The organism is Nocardiopsis ganjiahuensis DSM 45031 (assembly GCF_000341085.1).
GTDB classification, from domain to species: domain Bacteria; phylum Actinomycetota; class Actinomycetes; order Streptosporangiales; family Streptosporangiaceae; genus Nocardiopsis; species Nocardiopsis ganjiahuensis.
The window spans coordinates 74,494-97,405 of record NZ_ANBA01000007.1; the positions used below are offsets into that span (position 1 = coordinate 74,494).

Consider the following 22,912-nt stretch of genomic DNA (forward strand, 5'->3'; position numbering starts at 1 on the left):
CATACTCGGTCCCATGGACAAACACGGGCAGCTCGCCGACTTCCTCCAGGCACGCCGAGGCCTTCTGCGCCCCGAGGACGTCGGGCTGCGGACCTACGGCGAGCGCCGCCGGGTGCCGGGGCTGCGGAGGGAGGAGCTGGCGATGCTCGCGGGCATCAGCGCTCCGTACTACACCCGGCTCGAACAGGGGCGGTCGCGCAACGCCTCACCCGAGGTGCTCGACGCCATCGCGACCGCCCTGTGTCTGGACGGGTCCGAGCGGGCCCATCTGCACGAGCTCGCCCGTCCACCGAAACGGGGCAGGGCCGCGCCCCGGCCCCGCCCCGAGCACGTCACCCCGGCTACCAGCGCGCTGCTCACCGCCCTCGAAGGCACCCCCGCCATCGTCATGGGCCGCCGCAGTGACGTTCTGGCCTGGAACACCCAGGGCCACGCGTTGTTCGCGGGCCATCTCGACCGGGGCGGCCCCGCCGAACCGGGCACTCGGCCGAACATGGCCAGGATGGTGTTCCTCGACGCCCACACCCGCGACCTCTACGCGGACTGGCCCGCCAAGGCCAGGGCCGTGGTCGGCAATCTGCGTCTGACCGCCGGCCGCCACCCGGAGGATCCCCTGCTGGCCGGTCTCGTCGGCGAGCTGATCATTCGCAGTCCGGAGTTCGCCGCCATGTGGGCGGACCACCGGATCCTGGCCTGCGATGTCGCCGACTACGAGATGCGCCACCCCACGGTCGGGGCCCTGACCGTGACCCAGCAGACGGTCCAGAGCCCGCAGGGAAGCGGACCGGCCGTGGTGATCGCCACGGCCGCACCGGGGTCCCCGTCCGCGGCGGCCCTGGCTCTCCTCGCCCACGCCGGCGAGCCGAGCGGCGCGGCCCCGCTCCGCGAGAGCACCGGATCCCGACCAGCCTGACCCAGGAAGCCCTCACCACCCAGGAAGCCCTCACCCACCCCTTCCGCGGCCGGGCGCGCCCGAGGAGCGGGGCGACGCCGCCACGGTGCCGCCTGCGCCCGCCGGGCCCCCACCGGGCCGCGGCATGCCCGCACGCCTGACCACGGGTGCGGCACTCCGCAGGACCACCACTGAACGGTGCCGGGCCCCACTCGCCCGGCACAGGACGAACCACGGACATCAGGAGAAACGCCATGAGTAACATCACTCTCGGTGACGTAGAGATCACACGAGTCGAGGAAATGCACGGGCCGGTCGGCATGACACCGGCGGTCTTCATCCCCACGTCGACGAAACAGGAGTGGAACGAACACCGTTCCGTCCTCGCCCCGCACTTCCTCGACGAGGAGACCGATATCTGCAGGATCGCCGTGCAGACGTGGGTGCTGCGCAGCGAGGGCAAGACCATCCTGATCGACACCGGGATCGGCAACCACAAGGAACGCCCCTACGCCCCGGCCTGGGGGCACCTGGATCTGGACTTCCTCGGCAACCTGGAACGGGCGGGCGTCCAGCCCGACGATGTCGACATCGTGGTCAACACCCACCTGCACGTCGATCACGTCGGCTGGAACACACGCCTGGAGGGCCAGTCCTGGGTTCCGACCTTCCGCAACGCCTCGTACCTGATGCCCAGAGCGGACTTCGAGTTCTGGAACCCTGCGAACAACCCCAGGATCGCCGGAGGGGTCAACCAGAACGTCTTCGAGGACAGCGTCGCGCCGGTCCACGCCGCCGGCCAGGTGACGCTCTGGGAGGGGGACCACCGCATCGACGCGAACCTGCGTCTGCGGGCCGCGCCCGGCCACACCCCGGGGTCGAGCGTGGTGATGCTGGACTCCGGCACCGAGCGCGCGGTGTTCGCGGGGGACCTGCTGCACTCCCCGTTCCAGATCATGCACCCCGAACACAACAGCTGCTTCTGCGAGGACGCCCAGGCCTCCCGCAGGACCCGGCAGGAGATTCTCGGCTGGGCCGCCGATACCGGTGCGCTGGTCCTGCCCGCCCACTTCACCGGGCACGGCGCGCTGGAAGTGGAACGCAGTGGCGGCTCGTTCGGCATCAAGCGGTGGGCCGCGCTCGACCGGCTCTGACCCGAGGCCGGGTCCCGGCCTGCCGGCCGATGCCGGAGGCCGGACCCCGGTCCGGTTTCGTCTCGAACACCTTCGTTCCGGCCGCCCACCCGGGCCCGGGGAAAGGAACCGTCGTGCACCACGACACCGACGTCGTCACCACCGCTCAGGGGGCGGTCCGCGGAATGCGGAAGGACACCGCCACCGTCTTCCTCAACATTCCCTATGCCGCTCCGCCGCGCGGCGCCGGCCGATTCGCCCCGCCGAGGCCGCACGAACCATGGGACGGCGTACGGGATGCCACCGCGCCGGGGCCCAACGCACCGCAGGCCGCGCGCGGGCTCGGCGAGGTGGACATGTCCCCCTACTTCGGCACCGGCTGGAGCCGAGGGGAGGACCACCTCACCGTCAACGTCTGGAGACCCGCCGACGCGGACGGGGACCTGCCCGTCATGGTCTTCGTCCACGGCGGCGGCTTCGTCGCCGGATCGACCCGCTCCGCGCTCTACGACGGCGCCGCCTTCGCCCGCCACGGCGTCGTCCTCGTCACCGTCAACTACCGGCTCGGCATCCCGGGCTTCCTCGACCTGCCCGGGGCGCCCGCCAACCGGGGCCTGCTCGACGTGGTGGCCGCGCTGCGCTGGGTGCGGGAGAACATCACCGCTTTCGGCGGTGACCGCCGCAATGTCACGATCTTCGGTCAGTCGGCCGGGGCCACCATCGTCGGCGGGGTCCTCGCCGCCCCCGAGGCCACCGGCCTCTTCCAGCGGGCGATCGTCCAGAGCGGCAGCGGCTCGGGGGCGTTCACCCCCGAGCAGGCCCGCCGCGTCAGCGAGGCGGCGGCCGAGGCCCTGGGCGTCGAGCGCCACGCCGACGCCTTCGCGGAGGTCTCCGACGAACGGCTGGTCGAGGCCGTGGGCCGACTCGCGGCCGTCGACCTGCGGACCGGGACCCACTTCGACCCCCTGGTCGGGCTCAGCCCCGTCGGCCTGGTCCTGGACACGCAGCCCGCGCGATCCGTCGCCGCCGGCCTCGGTGCCGATGTCGACCTGCTCATCGGTACCAACGCCGAGGAGGGGAACCTCTACCTCGTCCCCGTGGGCGAGCACGCCGCCTCCACAACGGCCGACGTCCACGCGGTGGCGGCCCGCACGCACCCGGATCCGGAGCGGCTGGTCGAGGCGTACCGCGCGTCACGGCCGGAAGCGTCCCCCGGTGAGCTGAGGTCCGCGATCCTGGGTGACGCCGCGTTCGGTGCGGGCAGCCGGGCCCTGGCCGACGCGCACGCGACGCACCCCCGGTCCCGCACCTTCGGCTACGAATTCGCCTGGCGCTCCACCGCCATGGGAGGCGCACTCGGCGCCGCCCACACGGTGGAACTCCCCTTCGTCTTCGATCGCACGCACCTTCCCCGGCTGCACGGCCCGCACGGCCTGCTCGGCCCCCAGCGGCCGCCTGCCGACCTCGCCGCGCGGATGCACGGGGCCTGGGTCCGCTTCGCCCGGACCGGAGACCCCGGCTGGGAGCCGTACACCACCGAGCGCCGGGCCACCATGCGCATCGACGCGGAGTGGACCCTGATCGACGACCCCCGGGGCCAGGAACGACGAGCCTGGTCCCCCGGGAACCGCCACCCCTAGGCCGGCTGGGTGGAGGGCTCGAAGCGCACCACCACCGACTTGGACGTGGGCGTGTTGCTCACGTCCGCCGTGGAGTCCAGGGGCACCAGCACGTTGGTCTCCGGGTAGTACGCGGCCGCGCTGCCCCGGGCCGTGGGGTAGTGCACCACCCTGAAGTGCGGTGCCCGCCGTTCCCGGCCGTCCGACCACTCACCCACCAGGTCTGTGTAGGCCCCGTCGGCCAACCCCAGTTCACCGGCGTCCTCGGGGTTGACCAGCACCACCCGACGGCCGTGGTGGATGCCCCGGTAGCGGTCGTCGAGCCCGTAGATCGTGGTGTTGTACTGGTCGTGCGAGCGCAGCGTCTGCAGCAGCAGCCGCCCCTCGGGAACCTGCGGCGCGTAGGTGCCGTTCACGGTGAAGTTGGCCAGACCCGTCGCGGTCGGGAAGCGCCGGTCGTCGCGCGGGGCGTGCGGCAGCGCGAACCCCCCGCGCCGGCGCGCCTTGGCGTTGAAGTCCTCGAACCCGGGCACGACCGCGGCCACGTGGTCGCGCACCCGGTCGTAGTCGGCCATCCGGTCCCAGTCCACCGGGTCGTTCCCGAACAGCCGGCGCCCGAGTTCGCGGACGATGTCCACCTCCGAGCGCATGCCCTCCGACAGCGGTGGCAGCACCCCGTGCGAGGAGTGCACCAGCCCCATCGAGTCCTCCACCGTCACCCACCGCTGCTGGCCGTCGTACAGGTCGCGGTCGGAGCGGGCCAGCGCGGGCAGGATGAGGGCGCGCGCACCGGTCACCACGTGGGAGCGGTTCAGCTTGGTGGACACGTGCACCGTCAGCCCCACCCGGCGCATGGCCTCCTCCGTCACCTCGGTGTCCGGGCTGGCGGCCACGAAGTTGCCGCCCATCGCGAAGAAGACGCCCACCTCGCCGCGCGCCATCGCCCGGATCGCGTTCACCGTGTCGTGACCGTGCTCGCGCGGGGGCTCGATGCCGAACTCCGCGCCCAGCGCGTCCAGGAAGGACTCGGCGGGGCGCTCGAAGATGCCCATGGTGCGGTCGCCCTGGACGTTGGAGTGGCCGCGCACCGGGCACACGCCCGCGCCCGGCCGGCCCACGTTGCCGCGCAGCAGCAGGAAGTTGACCACCTCGCGGATGGTCGGCACCGAGTGCTTGTGCTGCGTCAGCCCCATCGCCCAGCAGACCACGATGCGCTCCGAGGCCACCACCATCGCGGTGATCTCCTCGACGAGCTCCCGGGAGAGCCCGGTGTCGCGTTCGGTCCGGGACCAGAACTCGTCCTCGGGCTCGGCCAGCAGCGCCTCGGCGAACTCCTCGAACCCGTGCGTGAAGGAGTTCACGAACCCGTGGTCCAGGACCTTCTCACCGCGCTGGTCGGTCTCCAGCAGCAGCCGGTTGACGGCCGAGAACAGCGCCAGGTCGCCGCCGAGCCGGATCTGCGCGAACAGGTCCGTCAGCTCGGTGCCGCGCCCCACCAGGCCCCGGGCGTACTGCGGGTTGCGGAACGCCTTCATGCCCGCCTCGGGCAGCGGGTTGACCGTGATGATCCTGGTACCGGACCGCTTGGCCTTCTCCAGCGCCGAAAGCATCCGGGGGTGGTTGGTCCCCGGGTTCTGACCGGCCACGATGATGAGGTCGGCCTGGTTGATGTCCTCCAGGGACACACTGCCCTTGCCCACCCCCAGCGTCTCGGTGAGGGCGGACCCGGACGACTCGTGGCACATGTTCGAGCAGTCGGGAAGGTTGTTGGTGCCGAGCTGGCGGGCGAACAGCTGGTAGGCGAAGGCCGCCTCGTTGCTGGTGCGCCCCGACGTGTAGAACACCGCGTTGTCGGGCGAGTCCAGCCCGCGCAGTTCGTCGGCGATCATGTCCAGGGCCCGGTCCCAGGAGACGGGTTCGTAGTGGGTGGCGCCCTCCGGCAGGTAGACCGGTTCGGTCAGGCGGCCCTGCTGCCCCAGCCAGTACCCGGAGCGGTCGAACAGCTCCGCGACCGGATGCCGGGCGAAGAAGTCCCCGGTCACGGTCTTGCGCGTGGCCTCCTCGGCGACCGCCTTGGCGCCGTTCTCGCAGAACTCCGCCTTGTGCCGCTTGTCCGGCTCGGGCCAGGCGCATCCCGGGCAGTCGAAGCCCTTCTTCTGGTTGACGGCGAGCATCGCCGGCAAGCCGCGCCGGATCCCGGCCTGGTCGTTCACGTGGCGCACGCTGTTGAGCACCGCGGGGATCCCGGCCGCACTTTCCTTCGGTAGTCCTACCTCCGGCGCGTCCTGGACGGGATCGGGCATGTCCGAGTCATGGTGTGTCACAGTTCGAATTCTCTCACCAAGTCGCCCTCTGTCCAGAGGTCCCGAATGATTGTGGCCTTGAATGGGGCGAACGATATCAAGGATTTGAACGTTGTTGTTGCAGGGGGCTCCGGCACTGTATTCTTGCGCGATGTTGCTGAGCCAGCTGAAGTACCTCACCGCGCTGGCCAAGGAACGGCATTTCGCCCGTGCGGCCCAGGCGTGCCACGTGTCCCAGCCCGCCCTGTCCGCCGCCATCCGCAAGCTCGAGGCGGAGTTCCGTGTCCCCATCGTCAGGCGGAACAACCGGTTCATGGGGTTCACCCACGAGGGGGAGCGGATCGTCGCCTGGGCCCAGCGCGTCCTGGCCGAGCACGACACCCTGGTCGAGAACGTCCGGAGCCTGCGCGAGGGGCTCAGCGGCCGCCTGCGCATCGGGGCCATACCCACGGCCCTGAGCTCGATATCCCTCATCACCGGTGCCTTCTGTGAACTCCACCCCCTGGTCACCCTGTCCGTCGTCTCCATGACCTCGAACGAGATCCAGCGGGGACTGGCCGACTTCCAGATCGACGTCGGGCTCACCTACGTCGACAACGAACCCGTGGAGCACGTGCGCAAGCAGCCGGTCTACCGGGAGCGCTACGCGCTGCTCACCGCCGAGCGGGGGCTGCTCGACGGCCGCGAGACCATCACCTGGGCCGAGGCGGCCGAGCTGCCGCTGTGCCTGCTCTCCCCGGACATGCAGAACCGCCGCATCGTCGACCAGGCGTTCCGCCGGGCGGGTGTCGAGCCCACACCCAGGGTCGAGACCAACTCGGTGACTGCGCTCTGCTCGTACGTCAACGAGAACCGCTGGTCAGCGGTCATGCCGCACGCGTGGCTGTCGCTGCACTCCGTTCCCGAGGGCATGCGCGCCATCCCCCTGGTCGAACCCGAGGTCTGCAAGGAGATCGGCCTGATCGTCGCGGACCGGGACCCCGAGCCCGTGCTGGCCCGCGCCCTCCTGGACGCGGTGGCCGCCGCCGACCTGGAGGCGCGGCTCGACCGCTACCACCCCGCCGGCCTCCCTCCGGGGGTCACCCTCTGACGCAGGCCGGATCGCGAGGCCCTCCGGAATCCGACCCCCCGACAGCACCCCGGGCAACCCTCGATAACCAACTCTTATCGCCCGACAATAAACATGTATTTGATTCTCGTCACATCAGGTGTGACGATGGCTCAGGCTTGTTCCCGCCGAAGCGGAAAAGCAGTGAAAGCGGAAGCGTATTCCGGTCGAAAAACAATCGTGAGGATGGGTTGTGCTGTCGTTTCTCGATCGTGATAAGAGTGTCGCTCCGCCCGGTTGCAGCCGTTGGTTCATTCCACCCGCCGCGCTCGCGGTCCACCTGTCCATCGGGCAGGTGTACGCGTTCAGCGTCTTCAAGACCCCGCTGGTGGAGCGCTTCGACACCACGCTGACCGCGATCGGCGTGGTCTTCAGCATCTCCATCGTCATGCTGGGCCTGTCCGCGGCCTTCGGCGGCAAGTGGGTGGAGCGCAACGGCCCCCGCAAGGCCATGTTCGTCTCCGGGCTCTGCTGGGGCGCCGGTTTCCTGGTCGGAGCACTCGGCGTGGCCACCGGCCAGCTGTGGCTGCTCTACCTCGGCTACGGCGTCCTGGGCGGGATCGGGCTCGGCATCGGTTACATCTCGCCGGTGTCCACCCTGATCAAGTGGTTCCCCGACCGCCCCGGTATGGCCACCGGCATGGCGATCATGGGGTTCGGCGGCGGTGCCCTCATCGCCTCACCCCTGTCCGCCGCGCTCCTCGAACGCTTCGGCGACACCCCCGCAGACGCCATCGTCCCGGCCTTCCTCGTCCTCGGCGCCGTCTACCTCACGGCCATGATGCTCGGCGCGATGACGGTCAAGGTTCCGCCGCCCGGGTGGCGGCCGGACGGTTGGGAGCCCCCGGCGGCCGCCGCGGGAGCTCCCACCACGGACCCGGCCACCGAGGGCGTGAGCGTGGAGAAGGCCTTCCGCACCCGCCAGTTCTGGCTGCTGTGGATCGTGCTCTTCTGCAACGTCACCGCGGGCATCGGCATCCTCGAGCAGGCCGCGCCGATGGTCCAGGACTTCTTCACCGGAGTCGGCCCCGCCGAGGCCGCGGGCTACGTCGGCTTCCTGTCGCTGTGCAACATGCTCGGACGCTTCGTGTGGTCCTCCACGTCGGACGTCCTCGGCCGCAAGCGCACCTACATCGGCTATCTGGGCATCGGCGGCCTGCTCTACCTGCTGGTCGCCGTGGCGGGCACCAACTCGGTGGTGCTCTTCGTCGCGGTCACCGGTGTCATCCTGTCCTTCTACGGCGGCGGCTTCGCGACCATCCCCGCCTACCTGAAGGACCTGTTCGGCTCCTTCAACGTCGGAGCCATCCACGGCCGCCTGCTCACCGCCTGGTCGTGCGCGGGGATCGCCGGACCGCTGATCGTCAACGTGATCGCCGACCGCCAGCTGGCGGCGGGCCACTCCGGTGCCGACCTGTACACCTTCTCGCTCTACCTCATCGTGGTCGTGATGGTGATCGGGTTCGCGGCCAACGCGCTGGTGCGCCCCCTGCCGAAGACGGCGCCCGCGATCGGGGAGGCGTCCGACCCCGAGGCCGCACCCGCCCCCGGGGCCGGCGCTCCGGCCCGTGAACGCGTGTGACGGAACCCCAGCACGCGGTGTTCCCGCCCCGGGGCGCCGTACCCGGACCCCCACCGCGCAGACAGAGGAGAGGCCGATGGAGTCGGTGAAGGAGAACCCGATGGAACAGAGCCCGCCGGAGCAGGGCCCGACCGAACGGAGGGCGCGCGACCAGGCGTCGAAGGCCGCCGCGATCTTCCTGTGGGTGGTCGTGATCGCCGCCCTGGGATACGGGGTGGTGCGGACCGCGATCCAGGCGGCCGCCCTGTTCACCGGTTAGGCGCCCCACCGGTGGCGCGGCACGGGACCGCCGGTCTCAGTCGACCGTCCCGACGAAGGTGACCGGCGGGTAGAGCGGGACGAAGTCCTGGTCGTGGAACTCGACCGTGTACTGGATCTGCCGGTCGTCCTCGTCCGCCCAACAGTCCTCGTCCCAGGACCCCGACTGGCCGGGGGCGAGGCTGTCGGGCGGGTTCACGCTGTCACCCAGGACCGGGGACCCGGACTCCCGCAGGGGGTCGCCCACCGAACACGACCTGGTCACCAGACCGGTCGGTACGGTCTCGGTGCCCTCGTTGGCGAGCTCCACCGTCCACGACAGGTAGGGCAGGTCGCCCTCCTCGCCGGTCGACGGGTCCACCCCGCCCTCCTCGACCCCGCGCTCGAAACGGCTCAGGCCGATGCTGAACCCGTCCCCGAAGTCGTGGGTCTCGTCCAGGTCGACGGTGACCGCGTCGAAGCCGCTCTCGGGCCGGTCCTCGACGTCGTCGGGGTGGGGGTTCTGGGCGGCGGACGGGGGCTCGGGCGGCTCCGAGGAGGCCTGCCGGGCCCACCAGCCGGCACCGAACCCGATGATCAGGGCGACCGCGGTGCCGACCGCGGCGACGATCCAACCGGTTCTGGTCATGTGGGGGTGTCCTTCCCGGGGCGGGCGCGCGGGCCCGAAGCTCAGGGTGACCGTATCGCACGGCGCCCGGCCGGAGCGGGTACGGCACGGGGGACGGGACGCCCGGAGGCGGGGGCCGATGACGCTCACCGGCGTAGGGGGTCGAGACCTGGGGCTGACGCGCTCCGCCCGCCGCGTTCCTAGCGTGGAGGACATGAACTCACCAGAACGCTCCACACCGTCCCGGCCCGAACGGTCCGCCCGGCGCACCGGCCTGGGCCTGCCCTTCGCGGCCGTCGTCGGCCTGGCCCTGCTGGCGGCGCCCCGGGTGGTCCTGCACGACCTCGGGATCATCCAGGAGGGCACCTTCGTCAACTCCCTGTTCGTGTTCGTGCCGCCGTTGGTGTGGATCGCGGTGGTGCTGTGGCGCCGGGTACCGAACCCGTTCCTGACGCTCCTGGTGGTGGGCGTCCTGTACGGGGTGTTCCTCATGCTCGGCCACCAGATCCTGTGGAACACGGCCTGGGAGGGCGACCCGCCGACCCTCGGCGGGAACCTCAGCGGACTCGCGCCCGGGGCGCAGGAGCTGATCGTGCGCGGCTTCGCTGGGTTGAGCAGCCTGGTCACCGGGACTCTCGTGGGCGCCGTCAGCGGCCTCGTCGCCTGGGGAGCGGGCAGGCTGATCCACCGCTGAGCGCGAGGCCGGTGGAGCCGAACCGGCCTTTCGAGGGGCGAGGGGCCGTCACGGGCAACCGGGGCGTCGGGGTCGACGTCTTCTCCAGTGACGGAGGAGACATATGCGTACGTTCCTGGTCGCCCTGGCGGCCCTCACCCTGACCCTCAGCTCCTGCGCTTCCGAATCCCCGGAGGAGGCGAAGGAACCGGAACAGGAGTTCTTCGTCGAAACCGAGGAGCGGGAGGCGCCGGAGCCGCGTGAACCGGAGGACCCGGCGGTCGCCACGGGCACGGGTTCGAGCGTGTACCGACCGCCCGCGCCACCGGTCGGGGAACCGGTCCCCGAGGAGCCGGCTCCCGAGGACCCCGCCTCCGATGATCCGTACCACCGGCCGCCGGGGATGGACCCCTGCGAGGAGGACGCCCACGGGCTGGTCGACAACGACGCCTGCCTGGAGCAGAACGGATTCCCCAGGGACGGCTGACCGGAAACCCGGGAGGACGATCCGGGGGTTTCTCGCGCCGAGCCGGTCCATCGCGGCCAGGAAGCCGTCGCGACGGGAGCGCCGCCTGCGGGTCGTCTGCCCTCCCCGCACGGACACGAAGGCTCGGCGGTCGGTGCCGGACGGGTCCTTCGCCCGGCGCCGACCGCCTCGCTGGTGGATCAGTTGACGGGGACCTCGGCGCCGCCGGTGACACGGACCAGTTCGGCGTGGTCGGTGGGGAAGATCGTGTTCGGGGTTCCGCCCGCCGCCCACAGCCGGGGGTAGTCCGCCAGGGCGGGGTCCACCACGGTCTCCACCGGGGCCGGGTGGCCGACGGGTGCGACCCCGCCGATGGCCTGGCCGGTCGCCTCCCGGACCTCCTCGGGGCGGGCGCGCCGGATCTTCGCCTTGCCGAGGCGCTCGGCCAGCAGGGCGACGTCCACCCTGTGCCGACCGCTGGTCATCACCAGCAGCGGTTTCCCGTCGGCCATGAACACCAGACTGTTGGCGATCGCGCCGACCTCGCAGCCCAGGGCCTCGGCGGCCTCCGCCGCGGTCCGGGTGGAGGCGGGCAGTTCACGGACCCGCCCGTCCATGCCGAGTGCGCTGAGGGCCTCCGCCACCCGGCGGCTGCGTTCGGGCAGGTCCTTGACCTCGTCCATGCTGATCCCTTCTTCGCTTCCGACCGCACGCTATCCGAGTGCGGCCGGGTCCGGGGCGCCGAACCAGCGCGGCAGCGCGGCGGCCAGTCCCCGCTGGTCCCCGCCGGCCCAGGCCACGTGGCCGTCCGGCCGCAGCAGCACGGCGGGCACGTCCAGTTCCTCGCCGGTGTCGACGACGAGGTCGACCCGGTCGGCCCAGCCCTCCACCGAGAGCCGTCCGGTCCGGTCGAGGAGCAGCCCGCGGCCGTCGTGCAGCAACCCGTACAGACGCCCCCGCGTCAGACCGATGTCCCGCATCCGCCTCCCGACCAGCTCGTGCCCGCCGTCCCCCGTGTTCTCCGCGTCACCCACGCCCCCGCTGAAGTCGTAGCGGACCCCGAGCGCGGTGATCTTCTCCGTCAGGAACCGGTTGACCTCGTTGCACCCGATCAACTGCGTCATCAGGCGCCGCACCGCCTGAGGGCCGGGTTCGGTGGACATCAGCTCCATCTGCGCTCGGGTGTTGTCCAGCACGTCGGCGGCGACCGGGCGGCGCTCGGTCCCGTAGCTGTCCAGCAGCCCTTCCGGAGCCCAGCCGTTGATCTCGGCGGCCAGCTTCCAGCCCAGGTTGAACGCGTCCTGGATGCCGAGGTTGAGTCCCTGGCCCCCGGTCGGCGGGTGGACGTGCGCCGCGTCGCCTGCCAGCAGCACCCGGTCGACCCGGTAGCGCTCGGCCAGCCTGGTGGCGTCGCCGAACCGGGACAGCCAGCGCGGTGAGTGCACGCCGAAGTCGGTTCCGGCGTACTTGGTCAGCTGCCGCCTGAACTCCTCCAGGGTCGGCGGGACCGCGCGGTCCTCGGCCACCCCTTCGGCGGGTACGACGACGCGGTGGACCCCGTCCCCGGAGGGCCCGACACCGAACCGCTTCTCGGTCTCGCGGACCTCGGCCGTCACCGCGGCCACCGTCTCCGGCGACGTGGTCACCTCCATCTCGCCCAGCAGTGTCTCGACCCTGGAGGGCTCACCGGGAAAGCCGACGCCGAGCAGCTTGCGCACCGTGCTTCGGCCGCCGTCGCATCCGACCAGGTAACGGGAGCGCAGCAGGGTGCCGTCGGCCAGCTCGGCGGTCACCCCGTCCTCGTCCTGGGCCAGCCCGACCAGCTCGCATCCGCGCCGGATGCCGGTGCCGAGCTCCACTGCGCGTTCGGTCAGCAGACGATCGGTGACGGGCTGGGGAAGACCGAGGACGTACGGGTGCGCGGTGTCCAGACCCTCCGGCGCCGGTGCGGCGATGCCCGCGAAGAAACCGCCGATCGGGTACTGCCGGCCGTGCTCGGTGAACCGCTCCAGGAGACCGCGCTGGTCCATCACCTCGATACTGCGCGCGTGCAGGCCGAGCGAGCGGACCACCTCGGTCGGCTCCGCGTCCCGCTCCAGCACGAGCACGTCCACGCCGTGCAGCCTCAGCTCGCCGGCCAGCATCATGCCGGTCGGACCGCCGCCGACCACGATCACGTCCATCATGGGATCCCCCGTTCGACGGGCCCGTCCCCGGGCCCGAGCAGCCGCCCCACACGCCCGCGCGCCCTTGACGGCACACGAGTCGAGCCCCCTCACCTGGGGGTTCGCGGCTGCGAAGGTCGATTGTGCGGCATGACCCGGGTCTTGCCGCAAGCCCCCGGGCGCGGTATAAATTGAGAGTGGAGAGGAGTTCTCTGAACCCCTCTCCTTTCGTGTTTTCCGGGGGTGGGTCGTCGGGAGCGCTGCGCCGGGGCGCTCTCGCGGGCGACCCGTTGCCCGTTGACCGCTCAGCCCCGGGCGCCGTGTCCGCCGCGCGGTTCCAGGCCGACCGCTCCCAGGATCTGTCGGGCGTGCTCCTCCGCTGAGGGACGCGGCCCCAGGATCTCCTCGACCCCGCCGGGCAACAGGTCCGTCTGTGCCCACCACTCGCGGAGCTCCTTCTCCCCGACGTGGTCGAGCCTCGGTTTCGTGGCGTGCCGGACCAGCGTCTCCTCGAAGGGCACGTCGAAGTAGTACATGCGTGAGGTCCCGCGGTGGTCGGCCACCAGCGACATGAGCATCTCCGCGTGCCAGCCGGCGTACATGATGCCCTCGACCACCACGTGACAGCCCTGGTCCAGGCAGTACCGGGCGGTCTGGTCGATCAGCCCGACATGGGGTGACCCCGGCCGGTCGCGCACGCGCAGGATGTCACGGCGCAGGTTGTCCTGGCCGACCACGGCCAGTCCGCGCCCGTACAGCGTGCGCAGGGCCGCGGCTGTCGTGCTCTTGCCGGAACCGGAGTTGCCTCGGAGCACGATCAGTCTGGTGTCGGGGGAACCGGTGGGTGGCATGGCCGGGAGGTTAGCTGCTGAAGGGCCCGCTCTGCTCACGACCGGGTGGAGTGCCCGCCGGGACCCGCGGCCGAACCGGTTCCGTGGAGCTTCCCCCGCGCGGCGAGGGACCCGCGCAGGCGCGGAAAACTCCTCGTCACCCGGAACCGGTACCGTCGGCGTTGCGTCCTACCGGCAGTGCCGGATTCCCCGAGGACTCCCATCGGTCCCCTCACCCGCGTTCCTTCCCAGGAAGCGGGTCCGGGTAGGAAGAGTCGCCTTGACCCTCAGGCGTGCGTTCACCAGTGTCCCCGCAGAGACGATCCCCGACGGCCCCGTCCGGGCGCCGCGGGTCGGCCGGTACGGGGCCACCTCCTTCGCAACCGTGCGCTGGTGAAGCACGACCGGGCCGAGCCCGGCACCCCCTCTCCCGACGGCCGCTCACCGGCCTGAGGGCCCCTGTCCACAGACCTCCCAGGACAGCCTGCCCGAGAGCCCTTCGCCGGACTCCGGACGCTCCACCCTCCCTGTGTCCCCGGTCGTACATCCGCCGGGAAGAACGAAAAGGAAGTATCCATGGTCATCAAGCGCCTGCTCGCCGGAATCGGGTTCGGCGGGGCAACGGTGGAAACCTCCCTGGACTCGTCGGTGTCCGTCCCGGGAGGCTCCCTCCGCGGCACCGTCGTCATCGAGGGCGGCGACATCGAACAGCAGGTCGAGCAGCTCACGGTCGGACTCCAGGCCCGGGTCGAGACGGAGGTCGGCGACCGCGAGGTCGACAACGACATGGAGTTCCACCGGGTACGCCTGGGAGAGGGTGTGACCCTGACCCCCGGACAGCGGTTCCAGGTGCCCTTCGAGCTCTCCGTGCCCTGGGAGACGCCCATCACCGCCTACCGCGGCCGGCACCTGCACCGCATGAACCTCGGTGTGAACACCCGGCTGCACGTGGCCAGGGCCGTCGACCCCGGGGACCTGGACCCGGTCGCTATCGAGCCCCTCCCCGCGCAGGCCGCGGTCCTGGACTCACTGACCTCTCTCGGATTCACCTTCAAGCACGCCGACCTGGAGCGGGGCCGCATCGCGCGGACCCGGCAGAGACTGCCCTTCTACCAGGAGCTGGAGTTCCGCTCTCCCAGCCGTTACCGGGGACTGAACGAACTGGAACTGTCCATGGTCACCGACGAGCGCGGAGTGGACGTGGTACTGGAACTGGACAAGAAGCCGGGCCTGCTCTTCTCCGAGGGACGGGACACCTTCCACCGGTTCACCGTGGACCACCACGACGGCGCCGGACGCGACTGGACGGGCCACCTGCACGGATGGATCGACTCCCTGGCCGGCCGGCGGGACCTGTTCTGAGCGTCCCCCGGCCGGGGAGAGCCCCCGGCTCCGGGCCCGGGCCCGTCTGAACACGAACCGCGGGCCGACGGCTGGTGCGGCCCCGGACGGAACCGGTCCTCTCAGCGCGGGAGCCGGTCCGGCCCGGGGCCGCCCGCGCGTCCGTTCAGTCCTGGACGAGGTGGCCGTCGAAACCGGCGGCCACCAGGTAGGCGTAGGCCTCCCTGACCTCGTGGGGGACCTCCTGGGGCACGGAGAAACCGCGGGCCGGGTACTCCATCACCCGTTGCAGGTCACCGACCATCGTGTCCATGACCAGCCGGTCGTCGCCCACGCTCCCCAGGTAGTCGTCGAACCCGGTCCGGGCCGAGGCGCACACCGTCTCCGCCTCGGGCCACAGCACCCGTGCGGTGGCGTGGGCGCGCCGCTCCATGTACGGCTTGCTCACGAGCATCACGCTCTCGGCCGCGACGCCCTCGCGTTCGAGCAGGGCGCGGGCGAAGCGGAGGTTCTCCCCGGTGTTGGTGGCCCGGTCCTCCACCAGGATCGCCTCGTCGGGGACGCCCAGCCCCAGTGCGTGTTCGCGGTAGTGCACCGCCTCGCCCCGGGGGAAGCGGGCCAGGGTCGAGGGGCTGTTGGCACCGGTGATCACCATCAAGGGGAAGAACCCCCGGTGGTACAGCTCCGCGGCGCATGCGGCCACGCCCAGATCGTGGCTGCCCAGGACCACCGCGACGTCGCACCGGCGAGGCTCCTGGTCCATGTGCTGGTAGTCCCAGACCAGCCGGGCCCGCTCCCGGATCTCCCCGGTCAGCTCGACACCCGTCCTGGAACCCGCACCGCTGTCCGACCCCACGCTGTTCCTCCTGTCGCCGTTCGCCTTCTCGTGTCCCCGGGGCGCACGAACGCTCACCCGCTCCGGACGACCTTCAGGGTGATCGATCCCAGGCCGTCGAACTCGGCGGTGAACACGTCGCCGTCGGCCATGGGCACGGCCCCGTGCAGGGAGCCGGTCATGACCAGGTGCCCCGGTTCCAGGGCCGCCCCGTGCTCACCCAGTTCGTTGGCCAGCCAGGCCACCACGGCCACCGGATCACCGAGGGCCTCCGCTCCGGTGCCGGTCCCGACGACCTCGCCGTTGCGGGTCAGCACCATCTCCACCAGTCGCGGCTCCAGGGCGTCCACCGCGACCCCGTGGCCGCTGACGGCCACGGCGGCCGTGGACGCCAGGTCGGCGATGGTGTCGGCCGACCTGATGCGCCACCCCGCGATCCGCGAGTCGACGATCTCCAGCCCCGCGTGGGCCCGGGCGATCGCCGCGCGGGCCTGTTCGAGGGTCACCCCCGGCCCCTGGAGCCGGGAACCGATCCGGAAGGCGATCTCGGCTTCGATCCTGGGCTCCACGAATCGATCCAGCGGCACGGTGGCGCCGTCGGAGAGGACCGCCGAGGCCAGCACGGGACCGTGGTCCGGGGAGTCGACCCCCATCTGCTCCCGTGCCGGCACGGAGGTCAGCCCCACCTTGTACCCGACGATCTCTTCACCGTCGGCCAGCAGCATCGACACCAGCTCGCGCTGGATCTCGTAGCCTTCGGCCGTGCCCAGGGCCGGGTCGGCGTCGGTGAACGGTTCGACGGGCTCTCGGGTGGCGCGTGCCCGGTACAGGGCACGGGCGCGTTCGCGGGAAAGCGGCATCAGGCGACTCACTCCTTCTCGGCCGTGGACCGCACGGCCGCGTCGATGAACCTGTCCTCCTGTCCGCCGACGCGGCCCGGATCGCCGCCGTGGTGCAGGATGTCGTACGCGGGCACACCCTAACGGGCGGCCGGTGCGGCCCGGCGGTCCGGTCACGGCGCAGGGGGCGAACGCCTCAGCAGACGCTGTCGCCCGGCTTGGGCACGCCCAGGCCGAAGAGGGTGCGGGCGCGCAGCCCGGCCCAGGTCCCGGCGAGCGCGAAGACCGCCCACAGCCAGCCGTGCAGGCTGCCCGAACCGATCCCGGCCAGGTAGGCGCCGATGTTGCAGCCGCCCGCCAGCCGGGCGCCGATGCCCATCAGGACACCGCCGACCAGCCCGGCCGCGACCAGCTTCCAGCTCAGTCCGCTGTGCAGCTTCCAGGTGCCCGCGGCCCCGGCGGCCACCGCGGCGCCCAGGATGATGCCGATGTTGGTCAGGCTGTTCTTGTCCTGCAGGACCGGGCCGGCCAGCTGCTCGGCCTGTCCTGGTTGGCTCCAGAACGCCCAGGTCTCGGGTTGGAGGCCGACCAGCTGGAGCGCCTTGGCGCCCCACAGGTTGAAGGCCGACGTGATGCCCCAGGCGCCACCGGAGACCGTGAGCACGGCGGCACCCAGCACGGCCAGGACCAGCGCGCCGACGAGCAGCGGCCAGCTGCCGCGCACGATCCGCAGCAGCCCTTCGGCCGAGGGCGGCGCGCCTACGGGCGGCGGGACGCGGCGGTTCTGCACGGCGCGGGTGATCACCACCAGGGCCACCAGCGCGGCGACGGTGACCAGCCAGGACCCGCCCCAGCCGACGTGGTCGGAGAGCAGGACCGGCGGGACCGCGGGCAGGTCGGCGACCAGCGGCCACGCGGCGCTGTAGATCACCGAACCCACGATGAATCCGAACAGCGTGATGAGGATGGCGGACTGGCCGGAGCCGACCGCGAAGAGCGTGCCCGAGGCGCAGGCGCCGCCGAGTTGCATGCCGATCCCGAACAGGAACGCTCCGGCGAACAGGGCGATGCCGATCGGCCCGGCCGAGGGGGCCGGTTCGTTTCCGAACAGTCCGGTGCCGGTTCCGAGGACCAGTGTGAACAGGGTGGCGGTGGTACCGAGCAGGACGGCGTGGGCGCGCAGGCCGGTGCCGTTGCCCACCGCGAGGAACTGGCGCCAGGCCGAGGTGAACCCGAACCGCGAGTGGAACAGGGTGAAGCCCAGGCCGGTGCCCAGGAGCAGCAGGACGGCGGGCAGTGCGCCGTGCTCGGACCACACGAAGGCGGCCAGGCCGAGCGCGCCCATCAGGGCGACGCCCAGCGGCCACCAGCGGACCGGTTCGGCCGCGGGGGCCCGGGGCGGCGGGACCGAGAGGGTGGGGCGCCACTTCAGTGCCAGAGCGGGTGAGACGTCGGGCGGGGTGTCGGTGGGGTCGGTGTTCCCGGTCGTTGCAGTGGGTGTTGCGGTCACAGGGATGGTGTCCAGACGTGACGGGGCGGGGACGGCCGGAAGGCAGGGGTCCGGGCCGTGAAGGAGGTCAGGGGGCGCACCGGTGCCGCGGCGGAGTGCGGGAGACGGTTCGGGTCAGCGCACGCGGAGACGACACCGGCGGCGACAGAGGCCGTCATCGGTGCTCGTGAGCGACATGGAGATCAGAGCCATGCGCAGGAAGCGTGCGGTACCGGACATGAGGAGGATTCTAGGACATAGGGCAAATGGCTTCCGCGTTCGGGGGGAGGCCTGCTCCGAACGCGGTGACGCGTTCGCCGCGGTGTCGAAACAGCTCCCACACGGGCAGCTCCCACACGCGCGGGTTCGGCCCGGGTGGGACCGTGTTTCGGGGTGGAGCGCGGACGATCTCCCCGGGTGCCCCCTTGCCCGTCCACCGAAGCACGGGGGAGCACGAAGGCCGCCGCACCTACTCCGGGGGTTCGGGAGCGCGGTGCCGGCCCGGGCGCCGACGGGGCGGTGGCTGCTCGGGTTGCCCCTGGGACGCAGGTGGAGGCTGTTGCCCGCCGGGATCCGAGAGCTCCGGAGGGGCGGGCTCGCCAGGAGCGCGGGACGCCGGACTCCAGGCAGGTCCGTACCGGTGGAGCGGTGCGGCAGGGGTCCCCGGCGCAGGTCCGGGAGGTGGTTCGGGCAGTGGTCCCGGAAAGGGCTCGTGCGGTGGTCCTGCCGTCGCCCCGGTGAACGGGCCCGCCGGTGGTGCGGAAGGTCGTTCAGGTGAGGGCTCGGGCCGCGGACCCGGGCGCGGTCCGGACGGTGCCCCCGAGGGTGCTCCGGGGGCCTGGGACCAGGCCGTGGTGTGCGGCGTGTGGGGCCTTTGTTGTCCTTGAGACCCTGACTGTTCCTGTGCCCCCTGCTGACCCTGTGGTGCCTGGGGGTCCCGGTTCCGCTGGTGCGCCTGGGATGTGGGTGGGCTCAGCCGGGCCTGGGATGTGGGTGGGCCTGACGAGGCCTGAGGAACGGGTGGGTTCGCTCGGGTCTGGGGAACGGGTGGGCCCTGCGGTCCGGACCCAGGGGTGCCGAAGTGCTCCGGCCCGCCCCGGTCCGGGCCGGAACGCGCGGGGCCGGTCCGAGGGGGCGGCGCGGCCGAAGGCCCGTGCCCGGGCGCGACCGGCTGCCGGGGCGGTCCGCCGTGGGGCGCGGGCCCCTGGGGCCGGGGACCTCGGTACTGCTCCCCGTGTGCGAGCTCCCCCTGGGGCCGACCGGCGTGGGGATCGGCCGGGTGAGGGGGCTGACCCGTGTGGGGCCCCGCGGGGTAAGGGGGCCGGGCGGCCGGGTTCGGCCGGGGCACCCTGTCCGGCGTGCGGGCTCGCAGCAGGGCGGCCAGCAGGAGCACGGCTGCGCCGAGCACCAGCAGATCGTTCGTGTGGTACCAGGCGGGTTGGAGGACGTCGTAGGTGAGATCGTGCAGCGGGGGCCGTGCCGGCACGGCAGCTTCGGGAGCGCCGAGGACCGGTGGGTACACGAGCCACAGGATCCGCATGGCCGCGGACCAGACCGCGTACAGGCAGACCAGTGCCCCCGCGGCCAGCAGGAGCCCGCGCGCCCGGGGCGCCCTTCCGGAGCGCACCAGCACCAGCACGCCCGTGACCCCGAAGAACAGTGACGCGGCCAGGGCCAGGACCGTGAAGAGCAGTGGGGACAGCACGGTCAGACACCTCCGTACGGTCGGTGCAGGCCGGGGGTGTCATCGCGCTGCCACCCGGGAGCGCGGTGCTCCTCGAAAGGACCGGAACGGACTTCGCCCCTGCTCGAGGGCCGGTCCCCGGGCGCGTGCCGGTCCTCCGGCACCCGCGTGCCGCGGGTGGCGGCCACCGCCAGGAACAGCAGCCCGGCGGCGAGGAGGAGCACGCTCAGGTGGCTCAGGGCGAAGACGGCGTCCGCCGGTCCCGCGGCGACCAGGAACCGGCCGAGCACGGTGTGGAGCAGCACGTCCGTCAGCGGCGCGGCCAGGAGCAGGACCAGGCCGGTGACCGCGGCGCCTCTGGGCCGGGGGAGCCGCCCGACCAGGCAGAGCCCGACCAGCCCGACCAGGGCGGGCAGGCAGCCGAGGGCCAGGTCGAGCACGGGTGCGGGATCGGTGGCGGACATGCGGGCTCCCGTCGGGGGCGGTCTACCGGTCAGAGCTCCGGGGGCGAAGGAGCACGCTCGGGTCGATCACGGGCACGCGCCGCGAGTCTAAGCCACCACCCGGCCCGATCCCATGGCATCCGGCCGTGCCGGGGTGGCCGGACCCGGCCGTGTCACCTCCCGGGTCCGGCGGCGAGCCCTCTCCCGGACATGCCTGCGGGGCCTTCCGCCCGGCCCGGCCGTAGGGAGGTAGCGCCCGGGACGAACCGGGTCCGGCGGGCGCGGGTCAGCCGGTCGGGGCCAGGGTGATGGCCCCGTTGTCGGTGCGGGCGTTGACGGTGTTGGCGCTGTTCGGGTCGGTCGGGAGGTCGTTGACGATCTCGCCGTTCTCGGAAGTCTCGAACACCGCGTAGGGGCCGCCGGGCAGCGCGACCGTCGCGTCGCCGTTGTTGGTGCTGATCTCCACCTCCTCCGGCTCCCTGGCGAAGGTGGCGTCGATGCCGCCGTTGTCGGTGGCCGCGCTCAGGCTCTCCGAGCCGATCCCCGAGAGGTTCATGTCCCCGTTCTCCGAGGTCAGGGCGAGGGGGCCGGTGACGTCGGAGACGTCGACGAGGCCGTTGTCCGAGGCGATCTCGACAGAGGAGCTGAACCCGGACACGGTGACGTCCCCGTTGTCGGTCCGCACCGCCAGCCCGGTGTCGGCCGGGACGAAGACCTGGTACCGGACCCGGCAGTCGGAGAGCGCGGCGCAGGTCGTCTCCAGGTTGAGGGTCTCTCCGGTCAGCTCCCAGTCCCCGCCCGCGCCGCCCGTTTCCGTGCGCGTGACCCGGACCTGTTCGGTGTCGTCGGGGACGATCTCCAGGTCGGCGTCGTCGACCTCGACGATGAGCAGCTCCGGTACGTCGTCGTAGGTCTTCTCCTCCGTCTCGTCCGGTTCGGAGCTCTGGCCGCACCCGGAGAGCAGGGCCAGGGCCAGCAGCGCTCCACCGGTGGCGAGAGCGGTGCGGGTGGAGGGCGGGTTCATACTGACTCCTCGTGCTCGGGGTGGGCCGCGAACCCGGCCGAAGTGGCGTGCGCGGCGGAGTCGAACTCGTCGGAGCGGGCGTCGAGCACGGCGGCGAAGAGGTCCTGTCGGCCTTCGGAGCCGGAGTGGACGGCACCCCGGGCGGAACACGCGGCGCGTGTGACGACCTCCGGCCGGCTGTCGGCGTGACCGTGTTCGGTGAACACGCGCGCGGCGGTGAGCAGCCCGCGCCGCACCTCCTCCCGGGGGGTGCGCGGTGTCGTGCCCGGCGGGCTGTCCATGACGTGAAACTAGCATTCCCACCGGTATCGGATACTCACGGGTGCACAAAGGAAGCGGGGACAGGGCCGAGACGGCGAGAGGTCTCCGGGCACACGGGAACGGGGCCCGCGGCGACGGCCGCGGGCCCCGTTGGGGAGTCCTGGGGTTCTTACGGGGCGGTCCGGTGCGGCGTCACCCCGCTCCGTGGATCACTCCGTGTCGTAGACGCGCACGTAGTCCACGACCATCTCCTGCGGGAACTGGGTGGATCCGTCCGGGTACCCGGGCCACTCCCCGCCCACGGCGACGTTGAGGATCATGAAGAACTCCTGGTCGAAGACCCAGTCACCGCTCACGTCGGCGGGGGTGACGGTGTTGAAGGGGACGTCGTCGACCGACCAGGTGATGGAGTCGGGCGTCCAGTCCACCGCGTACACGTGGAAGTCGTCCGGGAACGCCCCGCCGCCGGGGTGCTCGTAGGAGGCGCCGACGCCCCCGCCGCCGGAGTATCCGGGGCCGTGCACGGTGCCGTGGACGGTCCCGGGCTCGCTGCCGATGTGCTCCATGATGTCGATCTCGCCCGAGTCCGGCCACGGGGTGTCGGGGAAGTCCGCGCCGAGCATCCAGAAGGCGGGCCAGACGCCCTGTCCGGTGGGCACCTTGATCCGGGCCTCGATCCGGCCGAAGGCGTGCTGGACGTTGTTCTGGGTGGTCATGCGGGCGGAGGTGTAGCCGCCGTCGCTCTCCTGCCTGGCGGTGATGACGAGGTTGCCGTCGCCGTCCAGGGCGGAGTTCTCCCGGTCGGCGGTGTAGTTCTGGAGTTCCTGGTTGCCCCAGCCGTGGTCGCCGGTCTCGTGGTTCCAGTTCGCGGGGTCGGGGGCGGCGCCCGCCGCTCCGTCGAACTCGTCGGACCACACCAGCGCGGCCTGCGCGGTCTCTGTGGAGGTCAGTTCGCTGTTGTCGGTCACGTCACTTCCGGTCCAGGTCAGGGCGGTGGCCGTGAGAGCCGCGGCGGCTCCCAAGCCGACGGTGGCGGTCACGGTCCGCCGGGCGGTCCAGGTGTTTCCCCGGTTCCTTCCGTTCTTCCTGCTCGCGGTCGTTCGGCTGCTCATCGTTGCACTCCAGGGGGTTGCGGGGGTGCGGGAGACGAGCCCCGGGGGTACGCGCGGGCTAGCGGGTCGCGCACGGACCGAGGGGCCCGAAAGCACCTTGCTGAACAAGTGTTAAGCGACTGTACGATCGCGCTCCGTGTCGGAACAAGGGGTTTCCGGGAAGAATTTGGGAACGCTCCCATAAGTGGTATCGGGTGCCGGAGTGCCGGGCGGGACGGGAGTGAAGGGGAGCGGGACGGGGCCGTCGG

Annotated in this window: 21 protein-coding genes; 9 read left to right on the forward strand and 12 right to left on the reverse strand. The window is 71.8% G+C overall.

Going from position 1 to position 22,912, the window contains the following annotated elements:
* The first annotated feature begins 13 nt into the window (after positions 1-13).
* From D458_RS0107035 to D458_RS0107045, 3 genes are all read left to right on the forward strand, one after another.
* On the forward strand, positions 14-913 hold the full coding sequence (locus D458_RS0107035; protein ID WP_017586019.1) for a helix-turn-helix domain-containing protein: 900 nt from the start codon (positions 14-16) through the stop codon (positions 911-913).
* Positions 914-1,146: 233 nt separating this feature from the next.
* Positions 1,147-2,046, forward strand: coding sequence for an MBL fold metallo-hydrolase (locus D458_RS0107040; RefSeq protein ID WP_026119065.1), 900 nt, complete (start codon positions 1,147-1,149; stop codon positions 2,044-2,046).
* Positions 2,047-2,159: 113 nt separating this feature from the next.
* Positions 2,160-3,665: a carboxylesterase/lipase family protein gene (locus D458_RS0107045; protein ID WP_026119066.1), complete on the forward strand. Its 1,506-nt coding sequence runs from the start codon at positions 2,160-2,162 to the stop codon at positions 3,663-3,665.
* On the opposite strand, the gene D458_RS0107050 is transcribed toward D458_RS0107045, so the two are convergent.
* Complete coding sequence (locus tag D458_RS0107050; protein ID WP_193374599.1) at positions 3,662-5,947, reverse strand: FdhF/YdeP family oxidoreductase; 2,286 nt, start codon at positions 5,945-5,947, stop codon at positions 3,662-3,664. The genes D458_RS0107045 and D458_RS0107050 overlap by 4 nt on opposite strands.
* Positions 5,948-6,098: 151 nt before the next feature.
* Between D458_RS0107050 and D458_RS0107055 the strand changes: the two genes are divergently transcribed.
* The 3 genes from D458_RS0107055 to D458_RS0107065 all read left to right on the forward strand — a co-directional run bounded on the left by D458_RS0107055 (position 6,099) and on the right by D458_RS0107065 (position 8,896).
* Positions 6,099-7,037 carry a LysR family transcriptional regulator gene (locus D458_RS0107055; RefSeq protein WP_017586023.1) on the forward strand — a complete coding sequence of 313 codons (939 nt, stop codon included), beginning with the start codon at positions 6,099-6,101 and terminating at the stop codon, positions 7,035-7,037.
* Positions 7,038-7,248: 211 nt separating this feature from the next.
* A complete protein-coding gene (locus D458_RS0107060; protein ID WP_026119068.1) occupies positions 7,249-8,637 on the forward strand; it encodes an L-lactate MFS transporter in 1,389 nt (462 codons plus the stop codon).
* Between the two features lie 76 nt (positions 8,638-8,713).
* Positions 8,714-8,896 (forward strand): MFS transporter small subunit, encoded by a 183-nt coding sequence (locus D458_RS0107065; RefSeq protein WP_017586025.1) that lies wholly within the window; start codon positions 8,714-8,716, stop codon positions 8,894-8,896.
* A 36-nt stretch (positions 8,897-8,932) separates the two neighbouring features.
* Here D458_RS0107065 and D458_RS0107070 read toward each other — a convergent pair whose 3' ends face one another.
* Positions 8,933-9,523 carry a hypothetical protein gene (locus D458_RS0107070; protein ID WP_017586026.1) on the reverse strand — a complete coding sequence of 197 codons (591 nt, stop codon included), beginning with the start codon at positions 9,521-9,523 and terminating at the stop codon, positions 8,933-8,935.
* A gap of 193 nt (positions 9,524-9,716) precedes the next feature.
* Between D458_RS0107070 and D458_RS0107075 the strand changes: the two genes are divergently transcribed.
* Together D458_RS0107075 and D458_RS0107080 are read left to right on the forward strand one after the other, a co-directional pair.
* Positions 9,717-10,196, forward strand: coding sequence for a hypothetical protein (locus tag D458_RS0107075; protein ID WP_017586027.1), 480 nt, complete (start codon positions 9,717-9,719; stop codon positions 10,194-10,196).
* 103 nt (positions 10,197-10,299) lie between these two features.
* Complete coding sequence (locus tag D458_RS0107080; protein ID WP_026119069.1) at positions 10,300-10,662, forward strand: hypothetical protein; 363 nt, start codon at positions 10,300-10,302, stop codon at positions 10,660-10,662.
* Between the two features lie 179 nt (positions 10,663-10,841).
* Here the strand turns inward: D458_RS0107080 and D458_RS0107085 are convergent, their stop codons facing one another.
* From D458_RS0107085 to D458_RS0107095, 3 genes are all read right to left on the reverse strand, one after another.
* Positions 10,842-11,324, reverse strand: a complete 483-nt coding sequence (locus tag D458_RS0107085; RefSeq protein WP_017586028.1) for a YbaK/EbsC family protein — start codon at positions 11,322-11,324, stop codon at positions 10,842-10,844.
* A 30-nt stretch (positions 11,325-11,354) separates the two neighbouring features.
* Positions 11,355-12,827: a rifampin monooxygenase gene (rox, locus tag D458_RS0107090; RefSeq protein WP_017586029.1), complete on the reverse strand. Its 1,473-nt coding sequence runs from the start codon at positions 12,825-12,827 to the stop codon at positions 11,355-11,357.
* Between the two features lie 284 nt (positions 12,828-13,111).
* Positions 13,112-13,657 (reverse strand): AAA family ATPase, encoded by a 546-nt coding sequence (locus tag D458_RS0107095; RefSeq protein WP_017586030.1) that lies wholly within the window; start codon positions 13,655-13,657, stop codon positions 13,112-13,114.
* A gap of 555 nt (positions 13,658-14,212) precedes the next feature.
* On the opposite strand from D458_RS0107095, the gene D458_RS0107100 reads away from it, so the two are divergent.
* A complete protein-coding gene (locus D458_RS0107100; RefSeq protein ID WP_017586031.1) occupies positions 14,213-14,998 on the forward strand; it encodes a sporulation protein in 786 nt (261 codons plus the stop codon).
* Positions 14,999-15,143: 145 nt separating this feature from the next.
* On the opposite strand, the gene D458_RS0107105 is transcribed toward D458_RS0107100, so the two are convergent.
* The 7 genes from D458_RS0107105 to D458_RS0107145 form a co-directional block, all read right to left on the reverse strand.
* A complete protein-coding gene (locus D458_RS0107105; protein WP_017586032.1) occupies positions 15,144-15,833 on the reverse strand; it encodes an ElyC/SanA/YdcF family protein in 690 nt (229 codons plus the stop codon).
* A 53-nt stretch (positions 15,834-15,886) separates the two neighbouring features.
* On the reverse strand, positions 15,887-16,672 hold the full coding sequence (locus tag D458_RS0107110; RefSeq protein WP_017586033.1) for a 2-keto-4-pentenoate hydratase: 786 nt from the start codon (positions 16,670-16,672) through the stop codon (positions 15,887-15,889).
* 175 nt (positions 16,673-16,847) lie between these two features.
* Positions 16,848-18,161 carry a YeeE/YedE family protein gene (locus D458_RS0107120; RefSeq protein ID WP_017586035.1) on the reverse strand — a complete coding sequence of 438 codons (1,314 nt, stop codon included), beginning with the start codon at positions 18,159-18,161 and terminating at the stop codon, positions 16,848-16,850.
* A 1,686-nt stretch (positions 18,162-19,847) separates the two neighbouring features.
* Positions 19,848-20,288, reverse strand: a complete 441-nt coding sequence (locus D458_RS0107130) for a hypothetical protein (protein WP_017586037.1) — start codon at positions 20,286-20,288, stop codon at positions 19,848-19,850.
* A gap of 265 nt (positions 20,289-20,553) precedes the next feature.
* The gene (locus D458_RS0107135) at positions 20,554-21,291 is read right to left on the reverse strand and encodes a DUF4097 family beta strand repeat-containing protein (RefSeq protein WP_017586038.1); all 738 of its coding nucleotides are present in this window, start codon (positions 21,289-21,291) and stop codon (positions 20,554-20,556) included.
* A complete protein-coding gene (locus D458_RS0107140; protein ID WP_017586039.1) occupies positions 21,288-21,572 on the reverse strand; it encodes a hypothetical protein in 285 nt (94 codons plus the stop codon). Before D458_RS0107140 ends, D458_RS0107135 begins: the two co-directional genes overlap by 4 nt.
* A 189-nt stretch (positions 21,573-21,761) precedes the next feature.
* A complete protein-coding gene (locus tag D458_RS0107145; RefSeq protein WP_026119071.1) occupies positions 21,762-22,664 on the reverse strand; it encodes a glycoside hydrolase family 16 protein in 903 nt (300 codons plus the stop codon).
* Positions 22,665-22,912: the final 248 nt, after the last annotated feature.

Coding starts and splice junctions, on each gene's coding strand:
- D458_RS0107145 (WP_026119071.1), bottom strand. CDS start 22,664: ATGAGCAGCCGAACGACCGCGAGCAGGAAGAACGGAAGGAACCGGGGA.
- D458_RS0107130 (WP_017586037.1), bottom strand. CDS start 20,288: ATGTCCGCCACCGATCCCGCACCCGTGCTCGACCTGGCCCTCGGCTGC.
- D458_RS0107140 (WP_017586039.1), bottom strand. CDS start 21,572: ATGGACAGCCCGCCGGGCACGACACCGCGCACCCCCCGGGAGGAGGTG.
- D458_RS0107100 (WP_017586031.1), top strand. CDS start 14,213: ATGGTCATCAAGCGCCTGCTCGCCGGAATCGGGTTCGGCGGGGCAACG.
- D458_RS0107035 (WP_017586019.1), top strand. CDS start 14: ATGGACAAACACGGGCAGCTCGCCGACTTCCTCCAGGCACGCCGAGGC.
- D458_RS0107110 (WP_017586033.1), bottom strand. CDS start 16,672: ATGCCGCTTTCCCGCGAACGCGCCCGTGCCCTGTACCGGGCACGCGCC.
- D458_RS0107070 (WP_017586026.1), bottom strand. CDS start 9,523: ATGACCAGAACCGGTTGGATCGTCGCCGCGGTCGGCACCGCGGTCGCC.
- D458_RS0107040 (WP_026119065.1), top strand. CDS start 1,147: ATGAGTAACATCACTCTCGGTGACGTAGAGATCACACGAGTCGAGGAA.
- D458_RS0107055 (WP_017586023.1), top strand. CDS start 6,099: ATGTTGCTGAGCCAGCTGAAGTACCTCACCGCGCTGGCCAAGGAACGG.
- D458_RS0107135 (WP_017586038.1), bottom strand. CDS start 21,291: ATGAACCCGCCCTCCACCCGCACCGCTCTCGCCACCGGTGGAGCGCTG.
- D458_RS0107050 (WP_193374599.1), bottom strand. CDS start 5,947: ATGCCCGATCCCGTCCAGGACGCGCCGGAGGTAGGACTACCGAAGGAA.
- D458_RS0107080 (WP_026119069.1), top strand. CDS start 10,300: ATGCGTACGTTCCTGGTCGCCCTGGCGGCCCTCACCCTGACCCTCAGC.
- D458_RS0107065 (WP_017586025.1), top strand. CDS start 8,714: ATGGAGTCGGTGAAGGAGAACCCGATGGAACAGAGCCCGCCGGAGCAG.
- rox (WP_017586029.1), bottom strand. CDS start 12,827: ATGATGGACGTGATCGTGGTCGGCGGCGGTCCGACCGGCATGATGCTG.
- D458_RS0107075 (WP_017586027.1), top strand. CDS start 9,717: ATGAACTCACCAGAACGCTCCACACCGTCCCGGCCCGAACGGTCCGCC.
- D458_RS0107095 (WP_017586030.1), bottom strand. CDS start 13,657: ATGCCACCCACCGGTTCCCCCGACACCAGACTGATCGTGCTCCGAGGC.
- D458_RS0107085 (WP_017586028.1), bottom strand. CDS start 11,324: ATGGACGAGGTCAAGGACCTGCCCGAACGCAGCCGCCGGGTGGCGGAG.